At 70.9% G+C, this 23141-nt stretch carries 21 protein-coding genes; 10 read left to right on the top strand and 11 right to left on the bottom strand.

All coding sequences use genetic code 11. The features are described from left to right. Positions 1–110: 110 nt before the first annotated feature. The gene (locus ACH4FH_RS34455; RefSeq protein WP_398559890.1) at positions 111–482 is read left to right on the top strand and encodes a hypothetical protein; all 372 of its coding nucleotides are present in this window, start codon (positions 111–113) and stop codon (positions 480–482) included. Between the two features lie 225 nt (positions 483–707). Here ACH4FH_RS34455 and ACH4FH_RS34450 read toward each other — a convergent pair whose 3' ends face one another. Both ACH4FH_RS34450 and ACH4FH_RS34445 read right to left on the bottom strand, forming a co-directional pair. Beyond that, the gene (locus tag ACH4FH_RS34450) at positions 708–2177 is read right to left on the bottom strand and encodes an APC family permease (RefSeq protein ID WP_398559889.1); all 1470 of its coding nucleotides are present in this window, start codon (positions 2175–2177) and stop codon (positions 708–710) included. 297 nt (positions 2178–2474) lie between these two features. Next, positions 2475–4568 carry a SpoIIE family protein phosphatase gene (locus ACH4FH_RS34445; protein WP_398559888.1) on the bottom strand — a complete coding sequence of 698 codons (2094 nt, stop codon included), beginning with the start codon at positions 4566–4568 and terminating at the stop codon, positions 2475–2477. A gap of 384 nt (positions 4569–4952) precedes the next feature. On the opposite strand from ACH4FH_RS34445, the gene ACH4FH_RS34440 reads away from it, so the two are divergent. Continuing rightward, positions 4953–6500, top strand: a complete 1548-nt coding sequence (locus ACH4FH_RS34440; protein ID WP_398559887.1) for an AMP-binding protein — start codon at positions 4953–4955, stop codon at positions 6498–6500. A 6-nt stretch (positions 6501–6506) separates the two neighbouring features. On the opposite strand, the gene ACH4FH_RS34435 is transcribed toward ACH4FH_RS34440, so the two are convergent. The 3 genes from ACH4FH_RS34435 to ACH4FH_RS34425 form a co-directional block, all read right to left on the bottom strand. Further along, complete coding sequence (locus tag ACH4FH_RS34435; RefSeq protein ID WP_398559886.1) at positions 6507–6716, bottom strand: hypothetical protein; 210 nt, start codon at positions 6714–6716, stop codon at positions 6507–6509. A gap of 212 nt (positions 6717–6928) precedes the next feature. Continuing rightward, positions 6929–7858 (bottom strand): fumarylacetoacetate hydrolase family protein, encoded by a 930-nt coding sequence (locus tag ACH4FH_RS34430; protein WP_398559885.1) that lies wholly within the window; start codon positions 7856–7858, stop codon positions 6929–6931. A gap of 125 nt (positions 7859–7983) precedes the next feature. Beyond that, positions 7984–9336 (bottom strand): MFS transporter, encoded by a 1353-nt coding sequence (locus tag ACH4FH_RS34425; protein ID WP_398559884.1) that lies wholly within the window; start codon positions 9334–9336, stop codon positions 7984–7986. Between the two features lie 374 nt (positions 9337–9710). Between ACH4FH_RS34425 and ACH4FH_RS34420 the strand changes: the two genes are divergently transcribed. Then, positions 9711–11036, top strand: a complete 1326-nt coding sequence (locus ACH4FH_RS34420; RefSeq protein ID WP_398559883.1) for an enolase C-terminal domain-like protein — start codon at positions 9711–9713, stop codon at positions 11034–11036. Between the two features lie 4 nt (positions 11037–11040). Beyond that, positions 11041–11784, top strand: a complete 744-nt coding sequence (locus tag ACH4FH_RS34415) for a FadR/GntR family transcriptional regulator (RefSeq protein ID WP_398559882.1) — start codon at positions 11041–11043, stop codon at positions 11782–11784. Between the two features lie 196 nt (positions 11785–11980). Here the strand turns inward: ACH4FH_RS34415 and ligD are convergent, their stop codons facing one another. Beyond that, positions 11981–12991 (bottom strand): non-homologous end-joining DNA ligase, encoded by a 1011-nt coding sequence (gene ligD, locus ACH4FH_RS34410; RefSeq protein ID WP_398559881.1) that lies wholly within the window; start codon positions 12989–12991, stop codon positions 11981–11983. A 124-nt stretch (positions 12992–13115) separates the two neighbouring features. Between ligD and ACH4FH_RS34405 the strand changes: the two genes are divergently transcribed. Beyond that, a complete protein-coding gene (locus ACH4FH_RS34405) occupies positions 13116–14177 on the top strand; it encodes an ATP-dependent DNA ligase (RefSeq protein WP_398559880.1) in 1062 nt (353 codons plus the stop codon). 42 nt (positions 14178–14219) lie between these two features. On the opposite strand, the gene ACH4FH_RS34400 is transcribed toward ACH4FH_RS34405, so the two are convergent. The 3 genes from ACH4FH_RS34400 to ACH4FH_RS34390 all read right to left on the bottom strand — a co-directional run bounded on the left by ACH4FH_RS34400 (position 14220) and on the right by ACH4FH_RS34390 (position 16551). Further along, positions 14220–15206, bottom strand: coding sequence for an MASE1 domain-containing protein (locus ACH4FH_RS34400; protein WP_398559924.1), 987 nt, complete (start codon positions 15204–15206; stop codon positions 14220–14222). Between the two features lie 63 nt (positions 15207–15269). Continuing rightward, positions 15270–16100 carry a PP2C family protein-serine/threonine phosphatase gene (locus tag ACH4FH_RS34395; RefSeq protein WP_398559879.1) on the bottom strand — a complete coding sequence of 277 codons (831 nt, stop codon included), beginning with the start codon at positions 16098–16100 and terminating at the stop codon, positions 15270–15272. Between the two features lie 238 nt (positions 16101–16338). Then, positions 16339–16551 carry an acyl-CoA carboxylase subunit epsilon gene (locus ACH4FH_RS34390; RefSeq protein ID WP_398559878.1) on the bottom strand — a complete coding sequence of 71 codons (213 nt, stop codon included), beginning with the start codon at positions 16549–16551 and terminating at the stop codon, positions 16339–16341. Positions 16552–16903: 352 nt separating this feature from the next. Here ACH4FH_RS34390 and ACH4FH_RS34385 point away from each other — a divergent pair, with 352 nt between their 5' ends. Beyond that, positions 16904–18166, top strand: coding sequence for a Dyp-type peroxidase (locus ACH4FH_RS34385; RefSeq protein ID WP_398559877.1), 1263 nt, complete (start codon positions 16904–16906; stop codon positions 18164–18166). Positions 18167–18356: 190 nt separating this feature from the next. On the opposite strand, the gene ACH4FH_RS34380 is transcribed toward ACH4FH_RS34385, so the two are convergent. Continuing rightward, positions 18357–19526: a lipase family protein gene (locus tag ACH4FH_RS34380; protein ID WP_398559876.1), complete on the bottom strand. Its 1170-nt coding sequence runs from the start codon at positions 19524–19526 to the stop codon at positions 18357–18359. Between the two features lie 84 nt (positions 19527–19610). Next, positions 19611–20702 carry an AraC family transcriptional regulator gene (locus tag ACH4FH_RS34375; RefSeq protein ID WP_398559875.1) on the bottom strand — a complete coding sequence of 364 codons (1092 nt, stop codon included), beginning with the start codon at positions 20700–20702 and terminating at the stop codon, positions 19611–19613. Between the two features lie 622 nt (positions 20703–21324). Here ACH4FH_RS34375 and ACH4FH_RS34370 point away from each other — a divergent pair. The 4 genes from ACH4FH_RS34370 to ACH4FH_RS34355 all read left to right on the top strand — a co-directional run bounded on the left by ACH4FH_RS34370 (position 21325) and on the right by ACH4FH_RS34355 (position 23128). Further along, positions 21325–21621, top strand: coding sequence for a gas vesicle protein (locus ACH4FH_RS34370; RefSeq protein WP_398559874.1), 297 nt, complete (start codon positions 21325–21327; stop codon positions 21619–21621). 73 nt (positions 21622–21694) lie between these two features. Further along, positions 21695–22135, top strand: coding sequence for a gas vesicle structural protein GvpA (locus ACH4FH_RS34365; protein WP_398559873.1), 441 nt, complete (start codon positions 21695–21697; stop codon positions 22133–22135). A gap of 3 nt (positions 22136–22138) precedes the next feature. Next, the gene (locus tag ACH4FH_RS34360; RefSeq protein WP_398559872.1) at positions 22139–22852 is read left to right on the top strand and encodes a GvpL/GvpF family gas vesicle protein; all 714 of its coding nucleotides are present in this window, start codon (positions 22139–22141) and stop codon (positions 22850–22852) included. A gap of 18 nt (positions 22853–22870) precedes the next feature. Beyond that, positions 22871–23128: a gas vesicle protein GvpG gene (locus ACH4FH_RS34355; RefSeq protein ID WP_398559871.1), complete on the top strand. Its 258-nt coding sequence runs from the start codon at positions 22871–22873 to the stop codon at positions 23126–23128. Positions 23129–23141: the final 13 nt, after the last annotated feature.

The following is a 23141-nucleotide window of genomic DNA, read 5'->3' as shown; positions in this document are numbered from 1 at the left end:
CGTGCCTGGTCAGCCCGGTCGAAGCGGCACTCCGGGACCGCGCGGAAGCGCGGGTCGCACCCAATTGCCCCTCCTACATGCCGCCGAACGGGTGTGAGACGTTCGTGGACATGCATGTTCCAGAGGAGATCCGTGCCGAGGCGGCCGCGCTCATCGACCACCACGCGCTCGGGCTGTGGAAGCCGCACGCCGCTGACCGGCGCGCGGCCATGGCGCTCTTCCGTTTCCTCGAAACCGGCATGCCCCTCTCGGGCGAGCAGATCCGGTCCACACTCGCCACCGCGGAGCAGACGAACGACCCCGCTCCCCTGGAGCCGGTGACCGCGCCCGGCTCCGGCGACGGGCTGCTGGGCCTGCTGCGCTCCGCCGCCGGTCTGCTCGACCACCCGGACGTGGCCGACGGGTCCGCCGGGCGGGACGCCATCGACCACGTGTGCCTTCTGCTGGACGCTGTCGCCCTCTCCGGGCACGCAAGCCGCTAGCCCACGCCCCCGAGGCTCGGGAAGGTCCGCCAGGCGCTCCACGGAGCGGCACGCGCTTCGGCGTCTTCCCCGCCCCTGCTGACATGCATACAGAGGGCCGAAGGGCTCCCGCCGGACTGGCGGGAGCCCTTCGGCCCTCTGTATGTCTGTACGTCTCCTGCGGGCGCAGACGCCCTCGGCGGCTCAGCCCCGGCCTGTCACGGCCGGGCCTGGCCCGGAGGCTCGCTACACGCTCACCGGCGCGGCAGGCTCGTCACCGCGAGCCGTCCGCGCATCGGGAGCCTGCTCGTCCTCGGGAACCGTGATCACCCAGTGCGTGTCCTGGCGCGGACGCAGATAGCACGCCCAGTAGACGGCGGCACCGGCGACGATGGCCCCGGTGATCACCAGGCTCTTGGTGCTCTGCTGGAAGAGGACCCAGGCCAGCACCATGACGAGCAGCGCCGGAACCACCGGCCAGAGCGGCATCCGCCAGGCCGGGCGGTGCTTGTGGGCCTCACGGCGCGAGACCAGGGCGCCGAGCGCGACGAAGACGTACATCGCGGCGACGGCCACGCCGGTCACCTCGCTCAGGGTGTCGAGGTTGACGAAGCACAGGGCCGCTCCGGGGACACCCACTCCGAGCGTGGCCGCCCACGGGGAGCCGAAGCGCCGGCCGACGTGGGAGAAGACCCGGTTGACGGGGTTCGGCCAGGCCGCGTCACGTGCGGAGCAGAAGACCACGCGGGAGTTCTGGATGACCATCACGATGGCGGCATTGATGATCGCCAGGGCGATGCAGAGGCTGACGAACGCGCCGACGCCGGAGTTGCTCCAGGACTCCACCATGCCCGCGACGTCGCCGGCGCCGAGGGTCGCCAGGTCGGGGGCGCCGAGGGTGATCGCGACGACGGGGATGAGGACGACGGCCACGCCGATGCCGAGCGTCCACAGCACGGTGCGCGAGACGTTGCGGCGCGGGTTGTCCATCTCCTCGGCCAGGTACACGGCGGTGGAGAAGCCCTGCAGGATGAAGAGCGCGGTCGCCAGGCCGGTCACGATCAAGCCTGCGGTGATGGCTGTGGTGTGCCCGTGGCCCGCGTCGATCACCGGGTGGACGAGTACGGAGGCCGAGCGGTTGGTGTGGGTGAAGCCGAGGAAGGCGACGACCGCGCAGGCCACGATCTCGAGCAGGAGGAAGATGCCGGTGATCCAGGCGTTCGCGCGCAGGTCGAGCAGGCCCATGGCGGTGGCGAGCAGCATCACGCCGGCCGCGGTGTACTGCGGATCGAGAGGGACGATCGGCGCCAGATAGTCGGCGGTGCCCAGCGCGATGATCGGCGGGACAATCATCACGACGATCAGCGACAGAACGAAAACCAGCCATCCGGCGAGTCGGCCCATGAGGGTGCCGACCATCGCGTACTCGCCGCCCGAGCTCGGTATCAGCGTGCCGAGTTCGGAGTAGGTGAAGGCGACGCCCACACACAGCAGGGCCGCGACGGCGATGGTCAGGGCGGTGCCCGTGCCCAGCGTGGCGAAGGAGTCGGGCACGATCACGAAGAGCGAGGACGCAGGGGTCAGACACGACAGCGTGAGCAGCGTGCCCCCGACCACACCGATCGACCGGGTGAGCCGGGGGGACTTCCCCTCCGTCGAGCCATGGGCTACCTGCTCCGGGGCGCGGGCTGCGGGGATGCGGTGCGTATCGGTCATGCGGGTCCCATCGGTGCTGGCGGCAGGAAGGGGGCACCTTCGACGGAGTGTGCCTCGAAGGGGGAGAAACCCGGCACATTGCGGGCGCCACTTCGGTGACCGAATACAACCCTCGCGCAGGAGGCACGTCAAGACCTCTTCGGCAACGGAATCAGTTGCCGAAGGGGGCCAGAGAGGCTCTTCTGCTCGACCGAAGTCCGGAAAGCGCGCGGATTTCGCGGCTCCCCAACGGTTCGAATTCCACCGTCGACCGGTCTCAAGTCGCGGGGACCCGGGGGGCGATCCGCCGCCGATCGCTCACTCGTCGTGCGCGTGCGCACGGGCGATGAGCAGGGCGACATCGTCGTGGTCGTTGTCATGGCGCAGTGCGCCCAGGAGCCGATCGCAGAGCTCTTCCAGCGGCAGTTCGGGCTCCGCCAGCAGGTCGAGGAGCATGTGCAGCCGGTCGTCAATGGGCTGGTCACGCGTTTCGACCAGCCCATCGGTGTAGAGCACGAGCTGGTCCCCGTCGGGAAGTGGCACCGTGGTCTGCTCGAAGCGGACACCACCGACGCCGAGCGGGGCCCCGGTGGGCAGATCGAGCAGCTCGGGCGGGCGGCCGGACCGGACGAGGACGGGCGGCAGATGGCCCGCGACGGCGATGCTGCACTGCCCGAGGTAGGGGTCGTAGACGGCGTAAAGACAGGTCGCGAAGGCCGGGTCGAGGCCGGACACGATGTGGTCGAGATGCTGGAGCACATCGGCAGGCTCCAGGTCGAGATCGGCCAGCGCGCGGGTCGTGGTGCGCAACTGCCCCATGGTGGCGGCGGCGTTGATGCCGCTGCCCATGACGTCGCCGACCACCAGGGCGGTCTTGTCGCCGGCCACCGGGATCGCGTCGAACCAGTCCCCGCCGACCTCACGCGCCGCCTGGGCGGGCTGGTAGCGGTAGGCGATCTCCATCCCCATGGGCTGCGGCGGCCGGTGGTTCATCAGGTGACGCTGGAGGGTAAGGGCGGTGCGGCGCTCGCTTTGGTACGAGCGGGCGTTGTCGATGCACACCGCGGCGCGGGCGGCCAGCTCGACCGCCAGTACGGCATCGTCCTCGTCGAACGGCTGCGGATTGCGCACGCGGTACAGCGACAGCGCGCCGAGGACCTCACCGCGGGCGATCAGCGGCACGGCGAGGTAGGAGTGCAGTCCGGCCCGCCCCAACAGGTCGGCGCCCTGGGGGTCGGCGGCGATCCGCGGCAGGTCCGCCGCACCGACGTGCGGCACGAGGACCGGTCGGGCGCTCGTCACGCACCGGGTGATGAGCCGGTCGGCGTCGTAGGAAGCGATCTGGCCGGTCGGGTCGGCGGCACGGACCGCGTCGGTGGGGTAGGCCGTGGCCACGGCGAGCGCCCGGAAGCGGGCCGCGTCGCCCGGCGAGGGGGATGTCGTGCGCCGGCCTTCCAGTACGGCGTCGAGGACATCCACCGCGGCCAGATCGGCCAGCTCGGGCACGATCACGTCGGCCAGTTCGTGCGCGGTCTGGTCGACGTCGAGGGTGGTGCCGACGGTCGCGGACGCGTCGGCGATGACGGCGAGGCGCCTGCGTGCCCGGGCGGCTTCGGTGGCGGCCCGGTGCTGCTCGGTGATGTCGACGACGGAGGTGGCCAGGCCGAGGACTCGGCCATTGGGGTCCTCCAGCCGGTAGTACGACACCGACCAGGCGTGTTCGCCCGCGGGGTCGGCGGCCGTGCGGCCGACGGTGAACTGGTCGAGCAGCGGCCTGCCGCTGCCGAGCACCTCCCGCATACGGGCAGCGATCACCTCGGTGTCGAGAAAGGTCAGGACGTCCTGCACCTCGCGGCCGATGTGCTCTTCCGCGGGCAGGTTGTTGATGCGCTCCAACGCCGGGTTGACCATGACGAACCGCAACCCGGTGTCCAGAACCGCCAGGCCGATCGGCGACTGGGCCACCAGCCGGACGGAGAGGGCGAGGTCGCGCTCCACCTGCCGCAGGACGGCCTGGTCGGTGGCGATTCCCAGGGCGTAGGTCTCGCCGCCTTCGTCCTGGAGACGCATGTTGCGGAATTCGACCAGGCGCGTGCTGCCGTCCTTGTGCTGGACGGGAAAGACACCGGCCCAGCTCTTGCCCTCGCTCATCACCCGGGAGAACAGGGTGAGGACCTGGTCGAGATTCTCCGGACCGACCAGCAGCTGGGCGGCGGGCCTGCCGAGCGCCTCCTGCGCCGTCCATCCGAAGAGCTTCTCCGCCTGGGGGCTCCACAGCGTGATCCGCCCCTCGGCGTCCAGCATGACTGCGGCCACGCCCAGGACATCGAGCAGCCCGCCCGGCCGGGACGGCCCCTCCCCGACGGGGAAGCCTTCGACGGGGAAGCCTTCGGGGAACGCGTCGGTCGCCATCCCAGGCACTCCTTCCGCCGGTCTCCGCGACCGACAGCCGTGGCGCTCTCGCACACCGGCCGTCTCCCGCCGTGCTTCCGCTGCCCTCCATCATCCCTCCACGCGGGACGGACCCGCAGGGAGAGGGAGCGCTCCTTCGCTTCTTTCACCTGATGCGAGCACGTCCCACACCGTCGGTCCACCGGACGGGCACCGCCGCGGTGGTGGCCACGGCCTTCACCCGGTGAACGCCAAGTGGCGAGGTGCGCCGGGACATCGCCCGACTTGGAGAAGTCGATCACTAAGCGCTAACCTGACTTTAGTTGCCTCTAGCAACTAAAACCCCTGCATACCGCACCGCCGGCGTACGGCACGAGCACGCCGGCGTCAGGAGGAACCCCCTACATGTCAGCAGATGCCCGGACCTTCCGCACCTACGTGGAGGAGAACCTTGACGCACTGAGCGCCGACCCCGTCCGCGAGACCCTGGTCCACCAGGGCCGGCGGGTCAGCGCGGGCGAGTTCCGCGAGCTGGTCTACCGGATGGCCAGGGCGCTGAGCGCCCAAGGGGTCGACCGGGGGCAGACCGTCACCCTGCTGAGTGGCAACCTGCCGGAGACCATCGCCGCCCGCTACGCGGCCAACCTGATCGGCGCCCGCGTCAACCACCTCTACAACAAGCTCTCCGCCGACGCCCAGGCCGCCATCGTCCGCGACGTCGAGACCAACGCCCTGATCGTGGACCCCCGCATGGCGGAGCGGGCCGCGGAGATAGCGGGCTCGGCGCCGGTTCCGGTCGTTCTCACACTCGGCCCCGCGAAGACGGGCACGGACCTGCTGGAGCTGGCCGCCGCGCAGAGCGGCGAGCCGCTCCCCGGCCGGGCGCAGCCGCAGGACGTGTGCACCATCCGCCACACCGGGGGCACCACCGGCCACCCCAAGGGCATCTGCACCACCTTCGCGCAGGCTCGCTGGTTCCGCGGCGCGCCGTCCGACCTGCCTGTCGGTGAGCGCCGCCAGCTGGTGTGCACGACCCTCGCGCACGCCGCGGGCATGATGGCGGACAGCACGATCAACTCGGGCGGCACGGTGGTGCTCCTCGACGACTTCGACCCGGCGACGGCCCTCGCCGCCATCGAGCGCGAACGCATCACCGACCTCTTCCTCCTGCCGCCGCTGCTCTATCAGCTGATGGACCACCCGGACGCGCCGCACACCGACACCTCCAGCCTGCGCACCCTCACCTACGGCGGCTGCCAGGCGTCCCCCGCCCGCATCGCCGACGCGGTGCGTGCCTTCGGCCCGGTGCTCGTCCAGGGCTACGGGCAGAACGAGGCGGGCGGTATCAGCGTGCTGGCACCCGAGGACCACGACCCGCTGCGGCCGGACCGGCTGCGGTCCGCAGGGAAGGTCGTGCCCGGGGTCGAGGTGGCGATTCGCGACACCTCGGGCCGCGACCTTCCGGCGGGCGAGCACGGCGAGATCTGCGTGCGCTCCCCCATGGTCATGCAGGGCTACTGGAAGCAGCCCGAGCTGACCGCCGAAGTCCTGCGGGACGGCTGGCTGCACACCGGAGACGTCGGACACCTCGACGGCGAGGGGTACTTGACCATCGTCGACCGGCTCAAGGACATGATCGTCGTGGTCGGCGGCCACGTGTACACCACCGAACTCGAAGACCTGCTGAACACCCACCCGGACGTGCTGCAGAGCGCCGTCTTCGGCGTGCGCGACGCCGACCGCACCGAACAGGTGCACGCGGTGGTGGTGCGGGCGCCCGGCAGCGGAGTCGACGATCGGGAACTGCGCGCCATGGTCTGCTCGGCGCGCGGCGCGATGTACGAACCGGCACGCGTCACGTTCACCGACGCGCTGCCGCTCACCGATGCCGGAAAGCCGGACAAGAAGGAACTGCGCAGCCAGGCCGAGCGGGAGTTCACCGCCGCCCGCTGAGACCGGCTACCCGCCCCATTCCTCGGGGCCACCGCCTTGCCAGTCGATGAGGTCGGTCTCCTCGACCTCCACCTCGTCCAGCCCCACGTGCCGAAGGAGCGACACCACGTCCTCGATCCGGTGGGCGACCCCCAGTCGGCGGTCACCGGCCGTCACCCGCCGCGCCCCGCCCGGCTCCGGCGGGTGCACGGTCACCTGCGGTGGCTTCTCGTCCATGTCACCAGGCTGCGGGCAGGACCCCCGGGGCGCATGTCGCGAGACAGGGATCGGCTCGCCGCCGAGAAGCAGCGAGCCGACGGTGGCGAAGGGATAGCCGGCGGCAGGGCGATGACGCAATCGACGGTGTGACCGCGGATGTCGGCCGTCCCCGCCACCGGGCGAGTGGCGGGGACGTACGCGAGCGTGACATCCGGGCCGCGCGCACGATGTCAGCGCCAACGGCGGTGGACGCGGCGCACCAGCGGGTCGTCCGCCGCCTCGACGAGCCAGTTCAGCTCGGACGGGTCGGCGGTGACGAAGTTGGTGAGCGTGCCGACGCCGTCGATGGTGATCTCCACGACGTCCCCCGCGTTCAGGGTGAAGTCGAGGTCGGGCACGATTCCCGTTCCGGTGGACAGCGCCACTCCGTCGGGGAACGGCTGGCAGCGCCGCAGATACCCGACCAGTTCCTCCGGCGTCCGGTGGAAGGCGGCCGTGGACGTGGCTGCCTTGTACGCCACGGTGCCGCCCCTGCGTACCGTGAGCGCGATCCCCAGCGCTTCGGCGTCGGGTATCTCCCACGCCGGAACGATGCCGGAGGACACCGCGCAGCTGCCGGCGTAGATCTTGGCCTGCGGGAGGTAGAGCGGGTTCTCCCCTTCGATGGAGCGCGAACTGACATCGTCGACGACCAGATAGCCGACGGTCTCGCCGTACCGGTTCACCATCAGGCCCAGCTCCGGCTCCGGCACATCGAGCGCGGAGTCGTCCCGCACGGCGATCGGTTCGCCGTCCGTGACGACCCTCCAGGGCACGGCCTTGAGGAAGAGTTCCGGACGCTCGGCGTCGTAGATCCGCTCGTAGACCGTCTGCTCCGTGCTCTCGGCGACGCGCGCCTCGCGGGAGCGCTCGTAGGTGACGCCCGCGGCCCACAACTCCATCCGCCCGTCCAGCGGCGGCAGGAGAAGGACCTCCCGCTCGGTGTGGGACGCGCGGCCGGCCGCGGTGGTGTCGGTCAGTTCGCGGAGTTCGGCGGCGCGCAGCCGGAGCAGATCGGCGATCCGGGTCCCCGCGGGGAAGGCGCGGATGCCGCCGCGGTCGTCGGCGATTCCGGTGTGCACGGTGGCGGTGTCGTCGGTGAAGCGCACGATGCGCGTCATGGCTCTCCTTCTCGAAGGTCTCTGCTGTCGCTCGCCCCGTGCACCGTGGACGACGGGGCGAGCCGGGGCGGGAGGGGGCGTCCGGGTTGCGGCGCTCCTCGGCCGGGGCGGCGAGTCGGTGGTTGTCACCCGCTCCGCCCGAGGGGGCTCTGGTCGACGACATCGGCCGTGGGCCCGCCGGCCGGCGAGGCGGGGCGTCCCGCGTCGCGGCCCACCCACCGGAAGCCGGTGACCACCACCGCCCCGGCGGCGACCACCGCGCCGATGGCGTACAGCCCGGCGGCGCCGGATCCGGTGGCGGTCTCGACGAGGCCCATCACATACGGCCCGAGGAACCCGCCGAGGTTGCCGAAGCCGGAGATCAGCGCGATGGTGCCGGCCATCTGGGCGCCGGTGAGGATCGTGGGCGGCACCTGCCAGAACACCGGCTGGGCGCCCAGGAACCCGAAGGCGGCGACGCCGAGCGCGCCGATCGCGGCGACCGGCGGCAGGACCACGGCGCCGATCAACCCGACGACGGTGAGCACCAGGGCGAGCCGGAGCGGTCCGCGCCGGTCCCCCGTGCGGTCCGAGATCCACGGCAGGAGGAGCACGCCGAGCAGGGCGAACACCCAGGGAACCGCCGACACGAAGCCGATACCGAGGTCGGAGAGGCCGTCGATGCGCCCGACCAGCGCGGGCAGCCAGAAAGTGACGCCGTAGACGCCGATCTGGATGGCGAAGTACACGAACATCAGGCGCAGTACGCGACTGTCGGAGAGGATCTCGCGGATGGCGCGGGGTGGTCTGGCGTCGGTCCCCGGCCGGTCGGCGGCGATTCGGTCGGACAGCAGCCGCTGCTCCTCGTGCGTCAGCCACGTCGCCTGTTCCGGGCGGTCGGTGAGCAGCCAGGGGATGGCCACCGCGAGCAGGACGGTGGGCAGGCCCTCCAGGAGGAACATCCATTGCCAGCCGGCGAGTCCGCCCAGGCCGTGCAGGCCGATGAGGTAGCCGCCGGCGGGGTTGCCGATGAGGCTGGCGATGGCCACCGCCGACTGGAACACGCCGGTCGCCTTGCCGCGGTCGGCCCCGGGGAACCAGTAGGTGAGGTAAAGGATCACCCCGGGGAAGAACCCGGCCTCGGCCGAGCCGAGCAGAAAGCGCAGGATGTAGAAGCTGGTCGGGCTGCTGACCAGGGCCATCGCGCAGGAGAGGACACCCCAGGCGAGCATCATCACCGACAGCCAGCGGCGGGCCCCGATGCGGTGGAGTACGAGGTTCGAGGGCACGCCGAGCATGGCGTAGCCGAGGAAGAAGATGCCGGCGCCGAAGCCGTAGGCGGCCGCGGAGACCCCTACGTCCGTGGCGAGATGGGTTTTGACCAGGGCGACATTGGTGCGGTCCAGGAAACTCAGCACGAACATGACGAACAGCGGGGGGAGCAGACGCCGGGACACTTTCCGGCGCACGCTCTCCGCGGTGATGACGGCCGTGGTCATCGAACCTCCCTGCGGGACAGGCTGACGGGTGGGCGGTCGGGTGACGGGGAACGGTGGGGAGCCAGACGCCGGACATCCGGCCGGGAGTTCGAAGGGGCCGGAGCAGACTTTCACCGAGCGGTCCCGGCCCGACGGGCGACCATGACGCCGGGTCGAGACATCTGACGGCAACCCCCGAGACATCTGACCGGTGCAACGTAGCCGCCCCCTGCGACGTCGACAAGAGGGGCGTGAACGGCCTTTTTCTTTGATGTGACATCTGGCAACCACCACAGACATCTGACATGTTGGGTTTCGCGGGGCGCACTCCGACACGAGTCCGCTCCTCGTCCGACCTGCGCAGGACACCCGTTCGCTGTCACAGGAGAGTGCAGATGACCGCTCGTATCGTCGACGTCGAGACCATCGACGTCCGCTTCCCCACCTCACGCGACCTCGACGGTTCCGACGCGATGAACGAGGCGCCGGACTACTCCGCCGCGTACGTGGTGCTGCATGTCGCCGGCGGCGACAAGCACACGGCCGACGTGGCCGAGGGGCACGGCTTCACCTTCACCATCGGCCGGGGCAACGACCTCGCGGTCCAGGCCGCCCGCGCCATCGGCGAGCGCGCCGTCGGCATGTCCGTCGCGGAGATCGTCGGCGACCTGGGCGGCTTCTCCCGGCACCTGCTGGGCGACAGCCAACTGCGCTGGCTGGGCCCGGACAAGGGCGCCATCCACCTCGGCACCGCCGCGGTGGTCAATGCCGCCTGGGACCTGGCCGGCAAGCTCGCGGGCAAGCCGGTGTGGAAACTGCTCGCCGACCTCTCACCGCGGCAGCTGGTCGACCTGGTCGACTGGCGCTACCTCAAGGACGCGCTGACGCCCGACGCCGCGCTGGAGATGCTGGAGGCCCGGATGCCGGGCCGCGCCGAACGCGAGTCCCTGGTCCGCCGGCAGGGCTACCCCGCGTACACCACGAGCGCCGGCTGGCTCGGCTACGACGACGCCAAACTGACCCGGCTCTGCCAGGAGGCGGTCGAGCAGGGCTGGGACGCGGTCAAGCTGAAGGTCGGCGCGGATCTGGCCGACGACGTACGGCGCTGCCGCATCGCCCGCAAGATCATCGGTCCCGGCCGACGGCTGATGATCGACGCCAACCAGACGCTGGGGGTCGACGAGGCGATCGCGTGGATGGACGCGCTGGCCGAGTTCGACATCTGGTGGTTCGAGGAGCCCACCAGCCCCGACGACATCCTGGGCCACGCGGCGATCGCCCGGAGCATCGCTCCCACCCATGTCGCGACCGGCGAACACGCCCACAACGCCGTGATGTTCAAACAGTTCCTGCAGGCCGAGGCGATCGGCATCTGCCAGATCGACGCCTGCCGGCTGGGTGGCGTCAACGAGGCGGTCGCCGCCCTGCTGCTGGCCGCCGCGCACGGGGTGCCGGTCTGCCCGCACGCCGGCGGGGTGGGCCTGTGCGAGCTGGTCCAGCACCTGTCGATCTTCGACTACATCGCCGTCAGCGGAAGCATGGACGATCGCGTCATCGAGTACGTCGACCATCTGCACGAGCACTTCCAGGACCCGGTACGCATCCGCGGCTCGCGCTACCTGGTGCCGGAGGCTCCCGGGTACAGCGCGCAGATCCGCCGCGAGACCCTGCGGGCCCACCGCTACCCCGACGGCCCGGTATGGGCCGGGATGACATCCTGAGGCCATGGCATCGAGAAAAGACGGGGGCGGCGGCGTCGGGAGTGTCGTCGACGAGGCGATCGGCCTGCTCAAGCGCCGTATCGAGACCGGCGAGTTCGCCCCCGGGCACCGGCTGCCTCCCGAGGCGACGCTCGCCGCGGAGCTTCAGCTGTCGCGTCCGTCCCTCCGCGAGGCGGTGCGCGCGCTCGCCATGGCCGGAGTGCTCGAAGTGCGCCGCGGCGACGGCACCTTCGTCACCGACCTGCGGCCGGACCGCCTGCTCAACGCCATCGGCAGCTTCCTCGAACTCGCCCAGGACACCGGCATCGGCGAGATGTTCGAGTGCCGCAAGGTGCTGGAACCAGGCGCGACCGCGCTGGCCGCCACCCGGATCGACGACCGGGCGCTGGCCGGCCTGCGGGAGCGGATCGAGCGAATGCGCACGCTCCAGGATCCCGAGGAGCTGGTCCGTGAGGACCTGGCGTTCCATGCGGACATCGTGGCGGCGACGGGAAACCTCACCCTGCAGTCCCTGGTGTCCTCGGTCAGCCAGCTGACCGCCCGGGCCCGTATCTGGCGGGCCCTGGTCAAGAGCGATGTGCTGTCCTGGACCCACCAGCAGCACATGGACATCTATACCGCTCTGAGCGCGCACGACAGCCTGGGCGCGTTCACCGCGGCGACCCGCCACGTCAGCGATGTGGAGAGCTGGGTGCGGGAGCGGCTGGACGCGGTGCGCGAGCACGAGGAGAACCGGCCGGTTCCCTAGTCGTGACCGGGCTGAACCTCTTGTCCGGGCCGTGCCAGGCGTCGTGAGCCAGGCAGGACGTTGACGGCCCGGCCTGGGGGTGGGGCTCCGGGGCGTTCGCCGGGTGATCCATCACGCGGCGAGCGAGTCCCCTCTCAACTCCCGTGCGTGCATTGCTCGTTGTCCGGCAGGGGACCTCCGTCAGAGCAAGGAGCGCTCACTTCTTCTTGGCCCGGCTCGGCTGGACCCGGGACGGCTCCCCCGGCATCTTCGGATGGTCGGGCGGATACGGCATCTCGCCCAGCCCGTCGTCCGCCGCCTGCCGGTCGGCGAGTTCCAGGACCGACTCCAGCCCGAAGGCGTGGTCCTCCATCTCGGCGTGCAGATCGCCGAGTTCGGCAAACCGCGGCGGGACGGTCAGCAGGTCGAAGTCCTCCGGCTCGACGTCGGACAGCTCCTCCCAGTGCAGCGGGGTGGAGACCGTCGCCCGCGGCCTGGACCGCAGCGAGTAGGGCGAGGCGATGGTCCGGTCCCGGGCCATCTGGTTGTAGTCCACGAACACCTTCTCGCCGCGTTCCTCCTTCCACCAGGCGGACGTCACCAGCTCGGGCAGCCGGCGCTCCAAGGCCCGGGCGAGCGCGATCGCCGACCGCCTGACCTCGGTGAATGTCCATTCGGGCCGGATCGGTACGTAGACGTGGACACCGCGGCCGCCGGACGTCTTGGGCCAGCCACGCAGCCCCAGCTCGGTCAGCAGGGCACGCAGTTCGTGGGCGGCCCGTGCGGCGTCGGCGAAGCCCGTGCCGGGCTGCGGGTCGAGGTCGATCCGCAGCTCGTCGGGGTGCTCGGTGTCACCGCGACGCACCGGCCAGGGGTGGAACGTCAGACAGCCCAGGTTGGCCGCCCAGAGCACCGCGGCGGGCTCCGTGGGGCACATCTCGTCGGCGAACCGTCCGCTCGGGAACGCGATACGTGCGGTGGGCAGCCATTCCGGCAGCCCCTTCGGTGCCCGCTTCTGGTAGAAGAACTCGCCCTCGACGCCATCGGGGAAGCGCTGCATGGTGGTGGGCCGGTCGCGCACTCCACGCAGCACCCCGTCCGCGACGGCGAGGTAGTACTGCGCGACGTCCATCTTGGTGAAACCACGCTCCGGGTAGTACGTCTTGTCGGGGTGCGACAGACGCACCGTGCGTCCGGCGACGTCCAGCTCAACAGCTCCTGCGGCCATGCCTCAACGCTAAATTGCGTGGGGCGGTGCCGCGCGCCGGGAGCGACGTGAGGCACGCTGGGCGCGGTGGCCGGAGCGGCGGCCCAGCGCGCGGGATCGCGGCACTCCGCGCAGGATCGGAACCATGGATCTGCCTGTCATGCCCCCGGTCTCCCCCATGCTCGCGAAGCTGGTGGCCGACATCCCCGCCGGCATGCAGTACGAGGCCAAGTGGGACGGCTTCCGCGTCATCGTCTTCCGGGATGGCGACGACATCGAGATCGCCAGCCGCACGACGAAGTCCCTGACCCGTTACTTCCCCGAGGTGGTGGCCGCGGCGCGGGCCGAGCTGCCGCCGCGGTGCGTCCTCGACGGTGAGATCGTCATCGCCCATGACGGCCGGCTGCACTTCGAGGAGCTGCTGGAGCGCATCCACCCGGCCGACTCCCGGGTCCGTACGCTCGCCGAGCGGACACCCGCCTCGCTCGTGGGCTTCGATCTGCTGGCCCTCGGCTCGGATTCACTGCTGGACGAGCCGCAGTCGGCCCGCAGGGAAGCCCTGGTGGCGGCGCTCGCGTCGGCCGGGCCGCCGGTGTACACCGCCCCCGCCACCACCGACCAGGAGCTGGCGCGGACCTGGTTCGACCAGTTCGAAGGGGCCGGTCTTGACGGGGTGGTCGCCAAGCCGCTGCACCTGCCCTACCGGCCGGGCGACCGGGCCATGTTCAAGATCAAGCACGCCCGTACCGCCGACTGCGTCGTCGCGGGCTACCGCTTCCACAAGAGCGGCCCCGTGGTCGGCTCCCTGCTGCTGGGGCTGCATGACAGCGAGGGGCGGTTGCAGCACGTCGGGGTGTGCGCGTCGTTCCCGATGGCGAAGCGGCGCGCGCTGGTCGAGGAGCTGGAGCCGCTGCGGATGGACGAGGTGGCGGGACACCCCTGGGGCGACTGGGCCGACGAGGCGGCCCACGCATCCAAGCGGATGCCCGGCGGACCCAGCCGGTGGAGCGGCGGCAAGGACCTGTCCTGGGTGCCGCTGCGCCCGGAGCGGGTCTGCGAGGTCGCGTACGACCACATGGAAGGCGACCGGTTCCGCCATACGGCCCAATTCCGCAACTGGCGCCCGGACCGGACGCCGGACAGCTGCACCTACGCCCAGCTGGAGGAGCCGGTCAACTACGACCTCGGGGAACTGCTCGACGGCTGACGAGGCCGGGGCGCTCGCACACAGCCGCCGAGCGGCCGTACGTCATCGGTCCTCGCCTTCCGGCGGCCACCGTCGCATGGTCTCCCCCGGCGCGAGCCGTTCCACCACTTCCGCAAGGTCCTTGCATGCCTGCTCGATCTTCCGCCGGACGCTGTTCTGCTCGGTGACGATCGCCGACAGCAGCAGCGCCGTGAGCGCCGCGGAGCCGTTGAGGGCCTGGAGATTGACCATGGCCTCCAGCAGACTCTGGCCGGAGAAGGGCCCGCTGCGGCTCTTGGCCGCCGAGATCGCCAGCACGGACACCAGCAGCACACACGGTGCCGCGCCCGCGAGCTGGAATCGCAGGGCGGCCCACACGATCAACGGAAAGACCAGGAAGAGCATCGCCAGCGGGCTCCGGGTCGCCAAAAGCGCGACGGAAGCGGAGCAGACCGCCAGCAGGGTCGCCTCGATCCACCGGTAGGGGCGCAGGTCGCGGGGCCTTCTGACCGTACGGAAGACGAGCAGGAGCGGGGTGATCACGAGCACGCCCATCGCGTCGCCGACCCACCACGCCGCCCACGTCGGCCAGAAGCCGCTCGACGGCAGCGAGCCCGCCAGCCATTGCACGCCGCTGCCCACGGTCGCGCTGATCAGCATGCCGCCGAAGGCCCCGAGGGTCACCAACGCGATCCCGTCCCGCAGCCGGTCCAGTGCGAGGTGGAAGTCCACCGCCCTGAGCATCAGGCAGGCGCACACGGGCGCGAGGGTGTTGCCCGCGATGATCCCCAGGGTCGCGTAGGAGAGCGGGCCCAGACTCAGGATGACGAAGAGAGTGCCGAGCGCGATACCCGGCCACGTCGAAAGGCCCAGGTAGAGCAGACAGCTCAGCGCGATGCCGGTGGGCGGCCACAGCGGGGTCACCACAACCCCTTCGATCACCACCTGCTCCAGCAGGCCGACCCGTGCGGACGCGTAGTAGACGGCGGCGAGTACGAGGATTTTCAGGACTGCTGGAGCGAGACGCCGGACTTCCTCGGTGCGCACCACGTCAGCCATCAGACAATGCCGACGCTCCGGCATCGGCCGCGACACGCGCGCCCGGCCCTCGCTTCACCCCGCTCCGTCCGCCGCGTCGTAGCGCAGGACGATCACCGCGGCGTCGTCCGTGTGCCCGGTGAACTCCGCGACGCTCATCACCGCGTCGGCCACCACGGCCGGATCGTCGCCGGCCCGGTCGCTGACCAGGCGGCTCACCTGCGCCAGCCCCGCCTCGATCGGGAACGACGGACCCTCGACCACGCCGTCGGTGAGGAGCACGAACGCCCCGGCGGTGGTGAGCCTTCGACGCGTCACCGGGTACTGCTCGCCCGCCATGACGCCGAGGGGCAGTCCCCCGGCATCCTCGGCAAGGCCGTACCTGCCGTCGACCGTCGCCCAGACGCCGGGCACATGGCCGGCCCGGGCGCTCGACACCTCCCAGGCGACCGGGTCGAAGCGCAGGAACGTGCAGGTGGCGAAGAGGCCGCAGTCCACCGACAAGAGCAGGTCGTTGGCCCGGCTCAGCACCTCTCCGGGGTCGGCGGCGTGGGCGGCCACGGCGCGCAGCCCGATCCGGATCTGTCCCATGAAGGCGGCCGCCTCGACGTCGTGTCCCTGGACATCGCCGATGGAGAAGGCGAGCGCCCCGTCGGGCAGCGGGAAACCGTCGAACCAGTCGCCGCCGATGTCGAGGCCACTGCGGGCGGGCGCGTAGGTGGCGGCGGTCCGCAGCCCCGGCAGCACCGGCAGCGCCGCCGGCAGCATCTCGCGTTGCAGGGCCTCGGCGAGTTCCACCCGGGCCTGGTGAAGCTCAGCCCCCTCCCGCGCCCGGGCGGTCAGCTGCCCGAGCGTGGTCAGCAGGTCGTCGGCGCTCGCCGACCTCGGAGGACGACGCCGAGCCATGGACCGCTCCCAGGTGCATCACTTCATGGGCCACTACGGGGGTGCGCCGCGCGGCAAATCCGAGCTGCCCTCCTGACGTGAACGAGTTCCGCTGCCGGAAGCGACCGGGCCTGGCTCCGACGGGGCCCGGCCGCGACCGACGCATCCGCTCCGATGGACCCTCGAGAGCCCACCATTGCCGCATTCATCATATTTCTGGCACGTGACTTGCGCTTCACGACGCTGACCCGCCGGCCGGTCAGCCGCACGTCCAGCAGCCCGACCAACAGGCGGTGTGCGCCGCGCGCTGCCGCCCGGCGGTCCCCTCGGCGCGCTGGTACCAGTCTGTGGCGGCGTGCGACAGCGTCAGGCCGGCGCACAGCACGACGGTGAGCGCCGCGAGTTCCTCGGGCTCGGCATGGCCCTTCTCGATGCGCAGAAGGTCGGGAGGGGCTTCAGCGGGTTGGCTCATGTGAGGGTCCGTGGGCTCGATGGCGTGCCGTGCTCAGGGGGTCGGCCGGCCCCGGGTGTTCTTCCGCAGCGCGTTCGGGCAGGTCACAGGCCCGACGATAGGAGCGCGGGGACGGGCTGTCGCGTGGAGGCCGGGTCCGTGTGCGCCATCCGTGCGGGCGCCGGTCAAGTGCCGCACGGCGAACCGCCGCGGCGCCGGCCGGGGCCGATCGGGGTAGCCGGTGGCGCACCCGGGCGTGATATCGGGCGTCGGGACCGTGTTGCTCCCGCCCTTCCCACCGGAGGTGGAGACCATCACGCAGAGGTACGCAGGCGGCTGGGTGCCCGATGACGCAGTCAGGGATGGCAGGACCATGAGACGTGACCGGACCGGCGAAGGCCGTACCGCAGCGCGGGACGAAGGGCGTCGGGAGTTCCTCAGGTGCGCGGCGGGAATCGCCGGTGTGGCGGCCGCCGCCGGCCTCGGCGGGGAGGCACACGCCGCCGGTGCGGGGGTGCCCCTCGCCGGGCCGGCCGTGGGCCCGCAGGTGTCGCCTGACAGGATCCCGTTCCACGGGCGCCATCAGGCCGGCATCGTGACCCCGCAGCAGCTCTTCGCCGGCTTCCTCGCCTTCGACGTGCAGGCGGAGAACGCTTCGCAGCTCACCGAGCTGTTCAAGAAGGTCACCGAGCGGGCCCGTGCCCTGGTTGCCGGGACACGGCCCGAGGACGAGGCCCTCGCGGCGGACCGGCCGGGGCCCGACTCGCTGAGCATCACGCTCGGCGTGGGCGCGTCCCTCTTCGACGACCGGTTCGGCCTGACCGCGCAACGGCCCCGGCACCTCAAGGCGATGCCGGCCTTCCCCGACGACCGGCTGGTTCCGTCACGGAGCCACGGTGATCTGTCGGTGCAGATCTGTGCACAGCACCGCGACGCCGTCGTGGAGGTCATGCGCGATCTGGCCCGGGAGACCTCCGGCCTGATGCGGCTGCGCTGGCGGGCGGACGGCTTCCTCAACCCGTCCCGGGCCTCGGGAGCGCCGCGCAGCTTCGTCGGTTTCAAGCAGGGGATCGCCAATCCGGACGTCTCCTCGGCCGCGGAGAGGGACCGGCTGCTGTGGGTGACGCCGCCGTGCGGCGAGCCGGACTGGGCCATCGGCGGCTGCTATCAGGTGCTGCGTCTGATCAGGTTCCACATCGAGGCGTGGGACCGGCTGCCGGTCGCCGCCCAGGAGAGGATCTTCGGGCGGCACAAGGCGAGCGGAGCGCCGTTGGGCGGTCGAGACGAGACCGAGGTACCCGACTTCCGCAACGACCCGAAGGGCCGGCGGATTCCGCTCGACTCCCATGTCCGGCTGGCCAATCCGCGGACCCCGGCGACGGCCGACTCGCTCTTCCTGCGGCGGAACTACAGCTACGACGGCGGGTTCGACAAAGACGGGCGGATGGATCTCGGACTGGCCTTCTGCGGCTACCAGCAGAACGTGGAGCGGCAGTTCGCCGCGGTGCAGCAGCGGCTGGAGCGCGAGCCGCTGGCGGAGTTCGTCACGCCGGTCGGCGGCGGCTACTTCTTCACCTTGCCCGGCGTACGGACGGACGACGACTGGTTCGGTTCCGACCTGCTGCGCAAAGCCTGATCCGCCCCCGGCGTCGGCACCGGGCGCGCACGACCGATACGGACGCGTCCGGGCTACGGCGTTCCGCCCCTGGCGTGCGCAAGCCCCGTGGCGTTCCCCCTCGGGATGCCACGGGGCTCCGTCCCCTCGCCTCGGCGAACGGCGCGGCAGGCGCGATTCATGCTCGGGTCGTGGGCGGTTCGGGGCCGGTTCAGGCGCAGTTGCTGTGCGTCCGCTTGTCGGCGAATCGGTCCGCGAGCCAGTTGGCGGCCGGTGTGGAGCCCACCATCGCGCCGACCACGTGCTCACCGAGGGGGATCGACGTCCATTGCACGTCGGCGCCCTTGCCGCACCAGTCGGCCCGCAGCTGTGAGCCGACCTCGTACGGAATGAGTTCGTCGGCAGTTCCGTGGTAGAGGTACACGGGCGCGTCCGGTTTCCCCGTACCGAGGTGGGATGCGCGAAGCCGCCGCTGCCAGTCCGGCTCGTGCAGCGGGTTCTTGACCGTCACATCCGAGATCCTCTTGAAGAGCCCGGCGACGGTGTCGATGGCCACACAGTTCTTCCGCATGAAGTCGACGTAGTGGCGGCCCTTTTCGTTGAGGTACTTCTCCAGGTTCAGCTCCGGGTAGGCGGCGTTCTGGCCGGAGGCCGCCATCAGGACCAGCCCGGCGCCGATGTTTCCGTCGTTGGCTTCGGCGACCTTCAGCAGATCGGCGGGGACGCCGCCGGTCGCGGTGCCCTTGACGTTCAGTTCGGGCGCGTAGGACGCGTGCAGTTCGGCTGCCCAGCTGGTGGCCTGGCCGCCTTGGGAGTAGCCCATGATGCCGACCGGGGAGTCCTTGGTGAGGCCGGCCGCGCTCGCCTCCGGCAGTCGCTGCGCGGCGCGGGCAGCGTCCAGGACCGCCTGACCCTCGGCGCGGCCCACGGTGTAGGTGTGCTCGCCGGGGGTGCCCAGACCTTCGTAGTCGGTGACCGCGACGGCCCAGCCGCGGGCCGTCAGCTGGTGGATGAGGTTGGCCTCGACGGTGGTGCCCTTGGGGAAGCCTGCCGAGGGGGCGCAGGAGTCCGCGAGCCCGACCGTCCCGACGGCGTAGGTGATGAGCGGGCGCGGGCCGGTTCGGCCGTCCTTGGGGACGATGACCGTGCCGGAGACGGTGGTGGGGGTGCCCTTGGCGGTGGTGGAGCGATAGGTGAGGTGCCAGGCCCGGGTCGCGGTGGGTTGGCCGGGCAGGGGGTGGAAGGACGTGGGCGAGGAGGTCACGATGTCGCCGGGGGCGTCCTTCGCCGTCTGCTGGGCCGGCGCGGCGCTCGCGCCCGTCAGGCCCAGGGACAGGGACAGGGCGGCGACGAAGGTGAGCACTGTGGACCGAAGGTGCATGCGGCTCTCCCAACTGACGTGTGTGTCGGGGTGGTTGGGGTGACCGTAGTGACTCGCGGGTAAGGAAGGCGCTGACCGGAACGCTCAGCTTTGTTGACCACGGACCTCAAGACCGCCGCCGACCGGGCACGACGGGGTGGCGGGCGGCGGTCCGTTCAGCCGGTACGCACCGGGGGTCGTCCCCGTCCAGCGGCGGAACGCACGGAGGAAGGCGGTGTCCTCCGAGAACCCGATCCGCGCCGCCAGCTCGGCGATCGGCTCCTGCCCGGCGACGAGCGAGGCGATCGCCACGTCCCGGCGTACCGCGTCCTTCAACTGCTGGTACGACGTCGCCTCGGCCCGCAGTCTGCGCCGCAGCGTCGCCGGGCTGACCGCCAGCCGCGCGGCGACCTCACAGACGTCCGGCAGACGCGCCGCGGACTCGGCCCGGAGCGCCTGGACCAGGGTCCTGCGCACTTGATCGGCGACCGTGGTGCCGTAGTCGCGCCGGCTGAGCAGGTCCGCCGGCGCCCGGCGCAGCATCCGCGCCAGCGCGGCCTCGTCCCGGACGACGGGGGCGGCCAGCCAGCGCGCGTCCCAGCCGGCTGCGGTGTGCCGCGCGCCGAAGCGCACCGGGCAGCCGAAGAGCACCTCGTATTCCCGGGCGTGCGCCGGTGCCGCGTAGGCGAACTGCGCCCAGCGCAACGGGATGCGCCGCCCGATGAGCCAGCTGGAGAGCCGGTGCCAAATGATCAGGAGGCATTCGGAGAGGAAGTGGCCTTCGTCGTACGGGCGCAGATCACTGCGTACCGAGAAGACCGCCTCGTCCGAGCCGTCCCCGCCCGTGACCGTCTCGATCGCCAGGTCGGGCCCTCCGGGGAAGAGCCCGTAGAACCGTGCCGCCCGGTCGAGGACCGCACCGAGGTCGTGGCAGCCCAGGCAGGCGTGGCACATCATCGCGAAGGTGCCACGGCGGCTGGGAGTGGGGCCGAGGCCGAGGAATTCGTCGTTCGTCGCGTGGTGCAGCGCCTTGATCAGGCAGGTGAACTGCTCGGGCGTGACGCGGGCCCGGTCGTCGCCCAGCAGGAGCGGCGGAATGCGGGAAGCCTGCAGCAGCGGCAGAGTGTCGACACCGAGCCGCCGCGCGCCGCTCAGCGCGGCTCGCACATGGTGCATCGCGATCGTCAACCGGCTCATGTCCCGCCCCTCGCTGCCTGGTGAACGCGGCTCCGCCCTCCAGGATCGGCCCCTACCCCCGGACTCGTACAGGGTCGGGCGGCCGGCTTCGGGGCCGAAGCCGGTCCGCGGGACTGTGCGGCGGGAGAAAGGTGCACGGAAAGGGAATCCCGGTTCATCGCATTCCCCCGAATTACTTCGAGCTCCACTGCATTCACCGCCGAACCATTGCATCGCATAGTCCAGCTGAGGGATTGAAGCTGAATACACGTCGGAGCGTGCACTCTCCGTGGTGCACACGCCACGGAGCACCAGGGGCCGAGATCATGCCGCCTCCCCATTCGCGATCACGCCTCGGCTGCCCGCCATGGAGCGGTCGACGGGCGGCCGGCACCGAGCGGCACGCGGGGCAGGGAAGCCCACACACATGGTGATCAACGCATTTCACCGCACCGTCGTCCCGTGAACTGCGCCGACAGGAAAAGCAGTTGATTCTTTGACGATCCGGTTCCGGAAAGCGGAAACCCCGTCGGGCACCGAGCGATGCATATGTTCGAGTCGCCGGGGCACGCGGACTTCCATCGCCAACAGAACGGCCGACCGTAGTTCGAGAACACCCCTACAACGCACGACAGGCGGGATCATGGCGACAACGGAGAGCAAGGAAGACAAGAGCCGCCCCGAGCGTATCGCCGCCCCCACGGCCATGCGGCACGCCGCCGGGCAGCTCGCGGAGTTGCTGGGCTGCGAACCCGCTTCGGTGTCCGCGCTCAAGGTCACGGAAGACGGTTGGTCGGCGGACGTGGAAGTGGTGGAGATCGAGCGGGTCCCCGACACCTCCAGCGTGATGGCCTCCTATCGCGTCGCCCTCGACGCCCAGGGGCAACTCCTGGAATACGAGCGAATACGCCGCTATGCGCGGGGCCAGGTCGACAGGTGATCCGGCAGGTTCCTGCCGCGTCCCCGAAAAGGCCCCAAGACCCGCTCCGGAGAACTGGAAGGGAAGATCGATCATGACTGTCGTTCAGCAATCCAACGCGCCCAACACCGGTGGCGGCTCGGGCAATCTCTACGATGTGCTGGAGCTTATCCTCGACCGCGGACTCGTCATTGACGCCTTTGTGCGGGTCTCCCTGGTCGGCATCGAAATCCTCAAGATCGATGTCCGTGTCGTCGTCGCCAGTGTCGACACCTATCTGCGATTCGCCGAGGCCTGCAACCGCCTCGACCTGGAATCGGGCCGGAAGGCACCGAGCCAGCTCACCGACATCGTCGGGGACGCAACCGAGAGCGGCGCCAAGGGGAAGTCGAAAGGAGCGCTGACCGGCGCCGTCGAGGCGTTCAGCGAGTCCTTCCAGAAGGGCCGCGAGGAGCCCGCCGAGGAGACGGAACGCCCGGCGCGCAAGTCCTCCTCGTCCAGCAGCCGCCGCACCGCCCGTAGCCGGGAGGAATAACACATGCCGACGTACATCTACGCCATCACCGACAGCGGACACCCCCTGCGTCTGGACGGTATCGACGGGATCGGCGACCCCGCCGCGCAGCTGCGCACCATCCGGACGAAGGAGCTGAGCGCGGTGGTCAGCGACGCGCCGGCGGACCTGCGGGCCAAGCGCCGCGATCTGGTCGCGCACCAGGCCGTCCAGGAACGGCTGCTGGCCGACGGAGCCGCGCTGCCCATGCGATTCGGCCTGGTGGGCCCGGACGACGACCAGGTGGCCGCCGCCCTGGAGGAGCAGCGCGACAGCTACACCGCGCGCCTCGAAGAGATCGACGGCTGCCTGGAGTTCAACCTCAAGGTCGCCCGGGACGAGGACGACCTGCTGCGGGAGGTCATGAAGGAGTCCGCCGAGGTACGCCGGCTCAACGAACGCACCCGGGACAACCCCGCGGCGCACGACGACAAGATGGCGCTCGGCGAACTGGTCTCCCAAGAGGTCCAGGCCCGGCAGGACCGCGTGGGCAAGGACATCGCGGCGCGCCTCACGAAGGGCGCGGTGCGCACCGCGGTCGCCGAGCCGACGAAGAGCCACTTCCTGAACGTGTCGTTCCTCGTCCGGCGCGCGGAGGCCGCCGCCTTCTCCGAGGCCGTGCACGCGGAGGCCGAGCGACTGGGCGACACGTACACGCTCAACCTGCACGGACCGCTGCCGCCGTACAGCTTCGTCTGACTCGCGAGCGGAGGACCCATGGGCCTCATCACGCAGATCCTCACCCTGCCACTGGCCCCCGTACGGGGCACGGTCTGGGTTCTCGACCAGGTACTGCTCACCGCGGAACGGGAGTACTACGACCCCGAACCGGTGCGGGCCCAACTGGCCGACCTGGAGCAGCAGTTGCTGTCCGGCCGTATCGGGGACGAGGAGTTCGACCGTCGCGAGGACGAACTGCTGGACCGCCTGGAGTGGCTGGAGGCCAACCAGCAGCGGCTACGTGCCCAATCCTGACCGAGGAGAACGA

Origin of the sequence: Streptomyces sp. NPDC017993, assembly GCF_044328065.1 — a bacterium.
Lineage (GTDB): Bacteria > Actinomycetota > Actinomycetes > Streptomycetales > Streptomycetaceae > Streptomyces.
The sequence above is the reverse complement of the archived record's forward strand: the minus strand, read 5'-3'. Positions and strand labels throughout refer to the sequence as shown.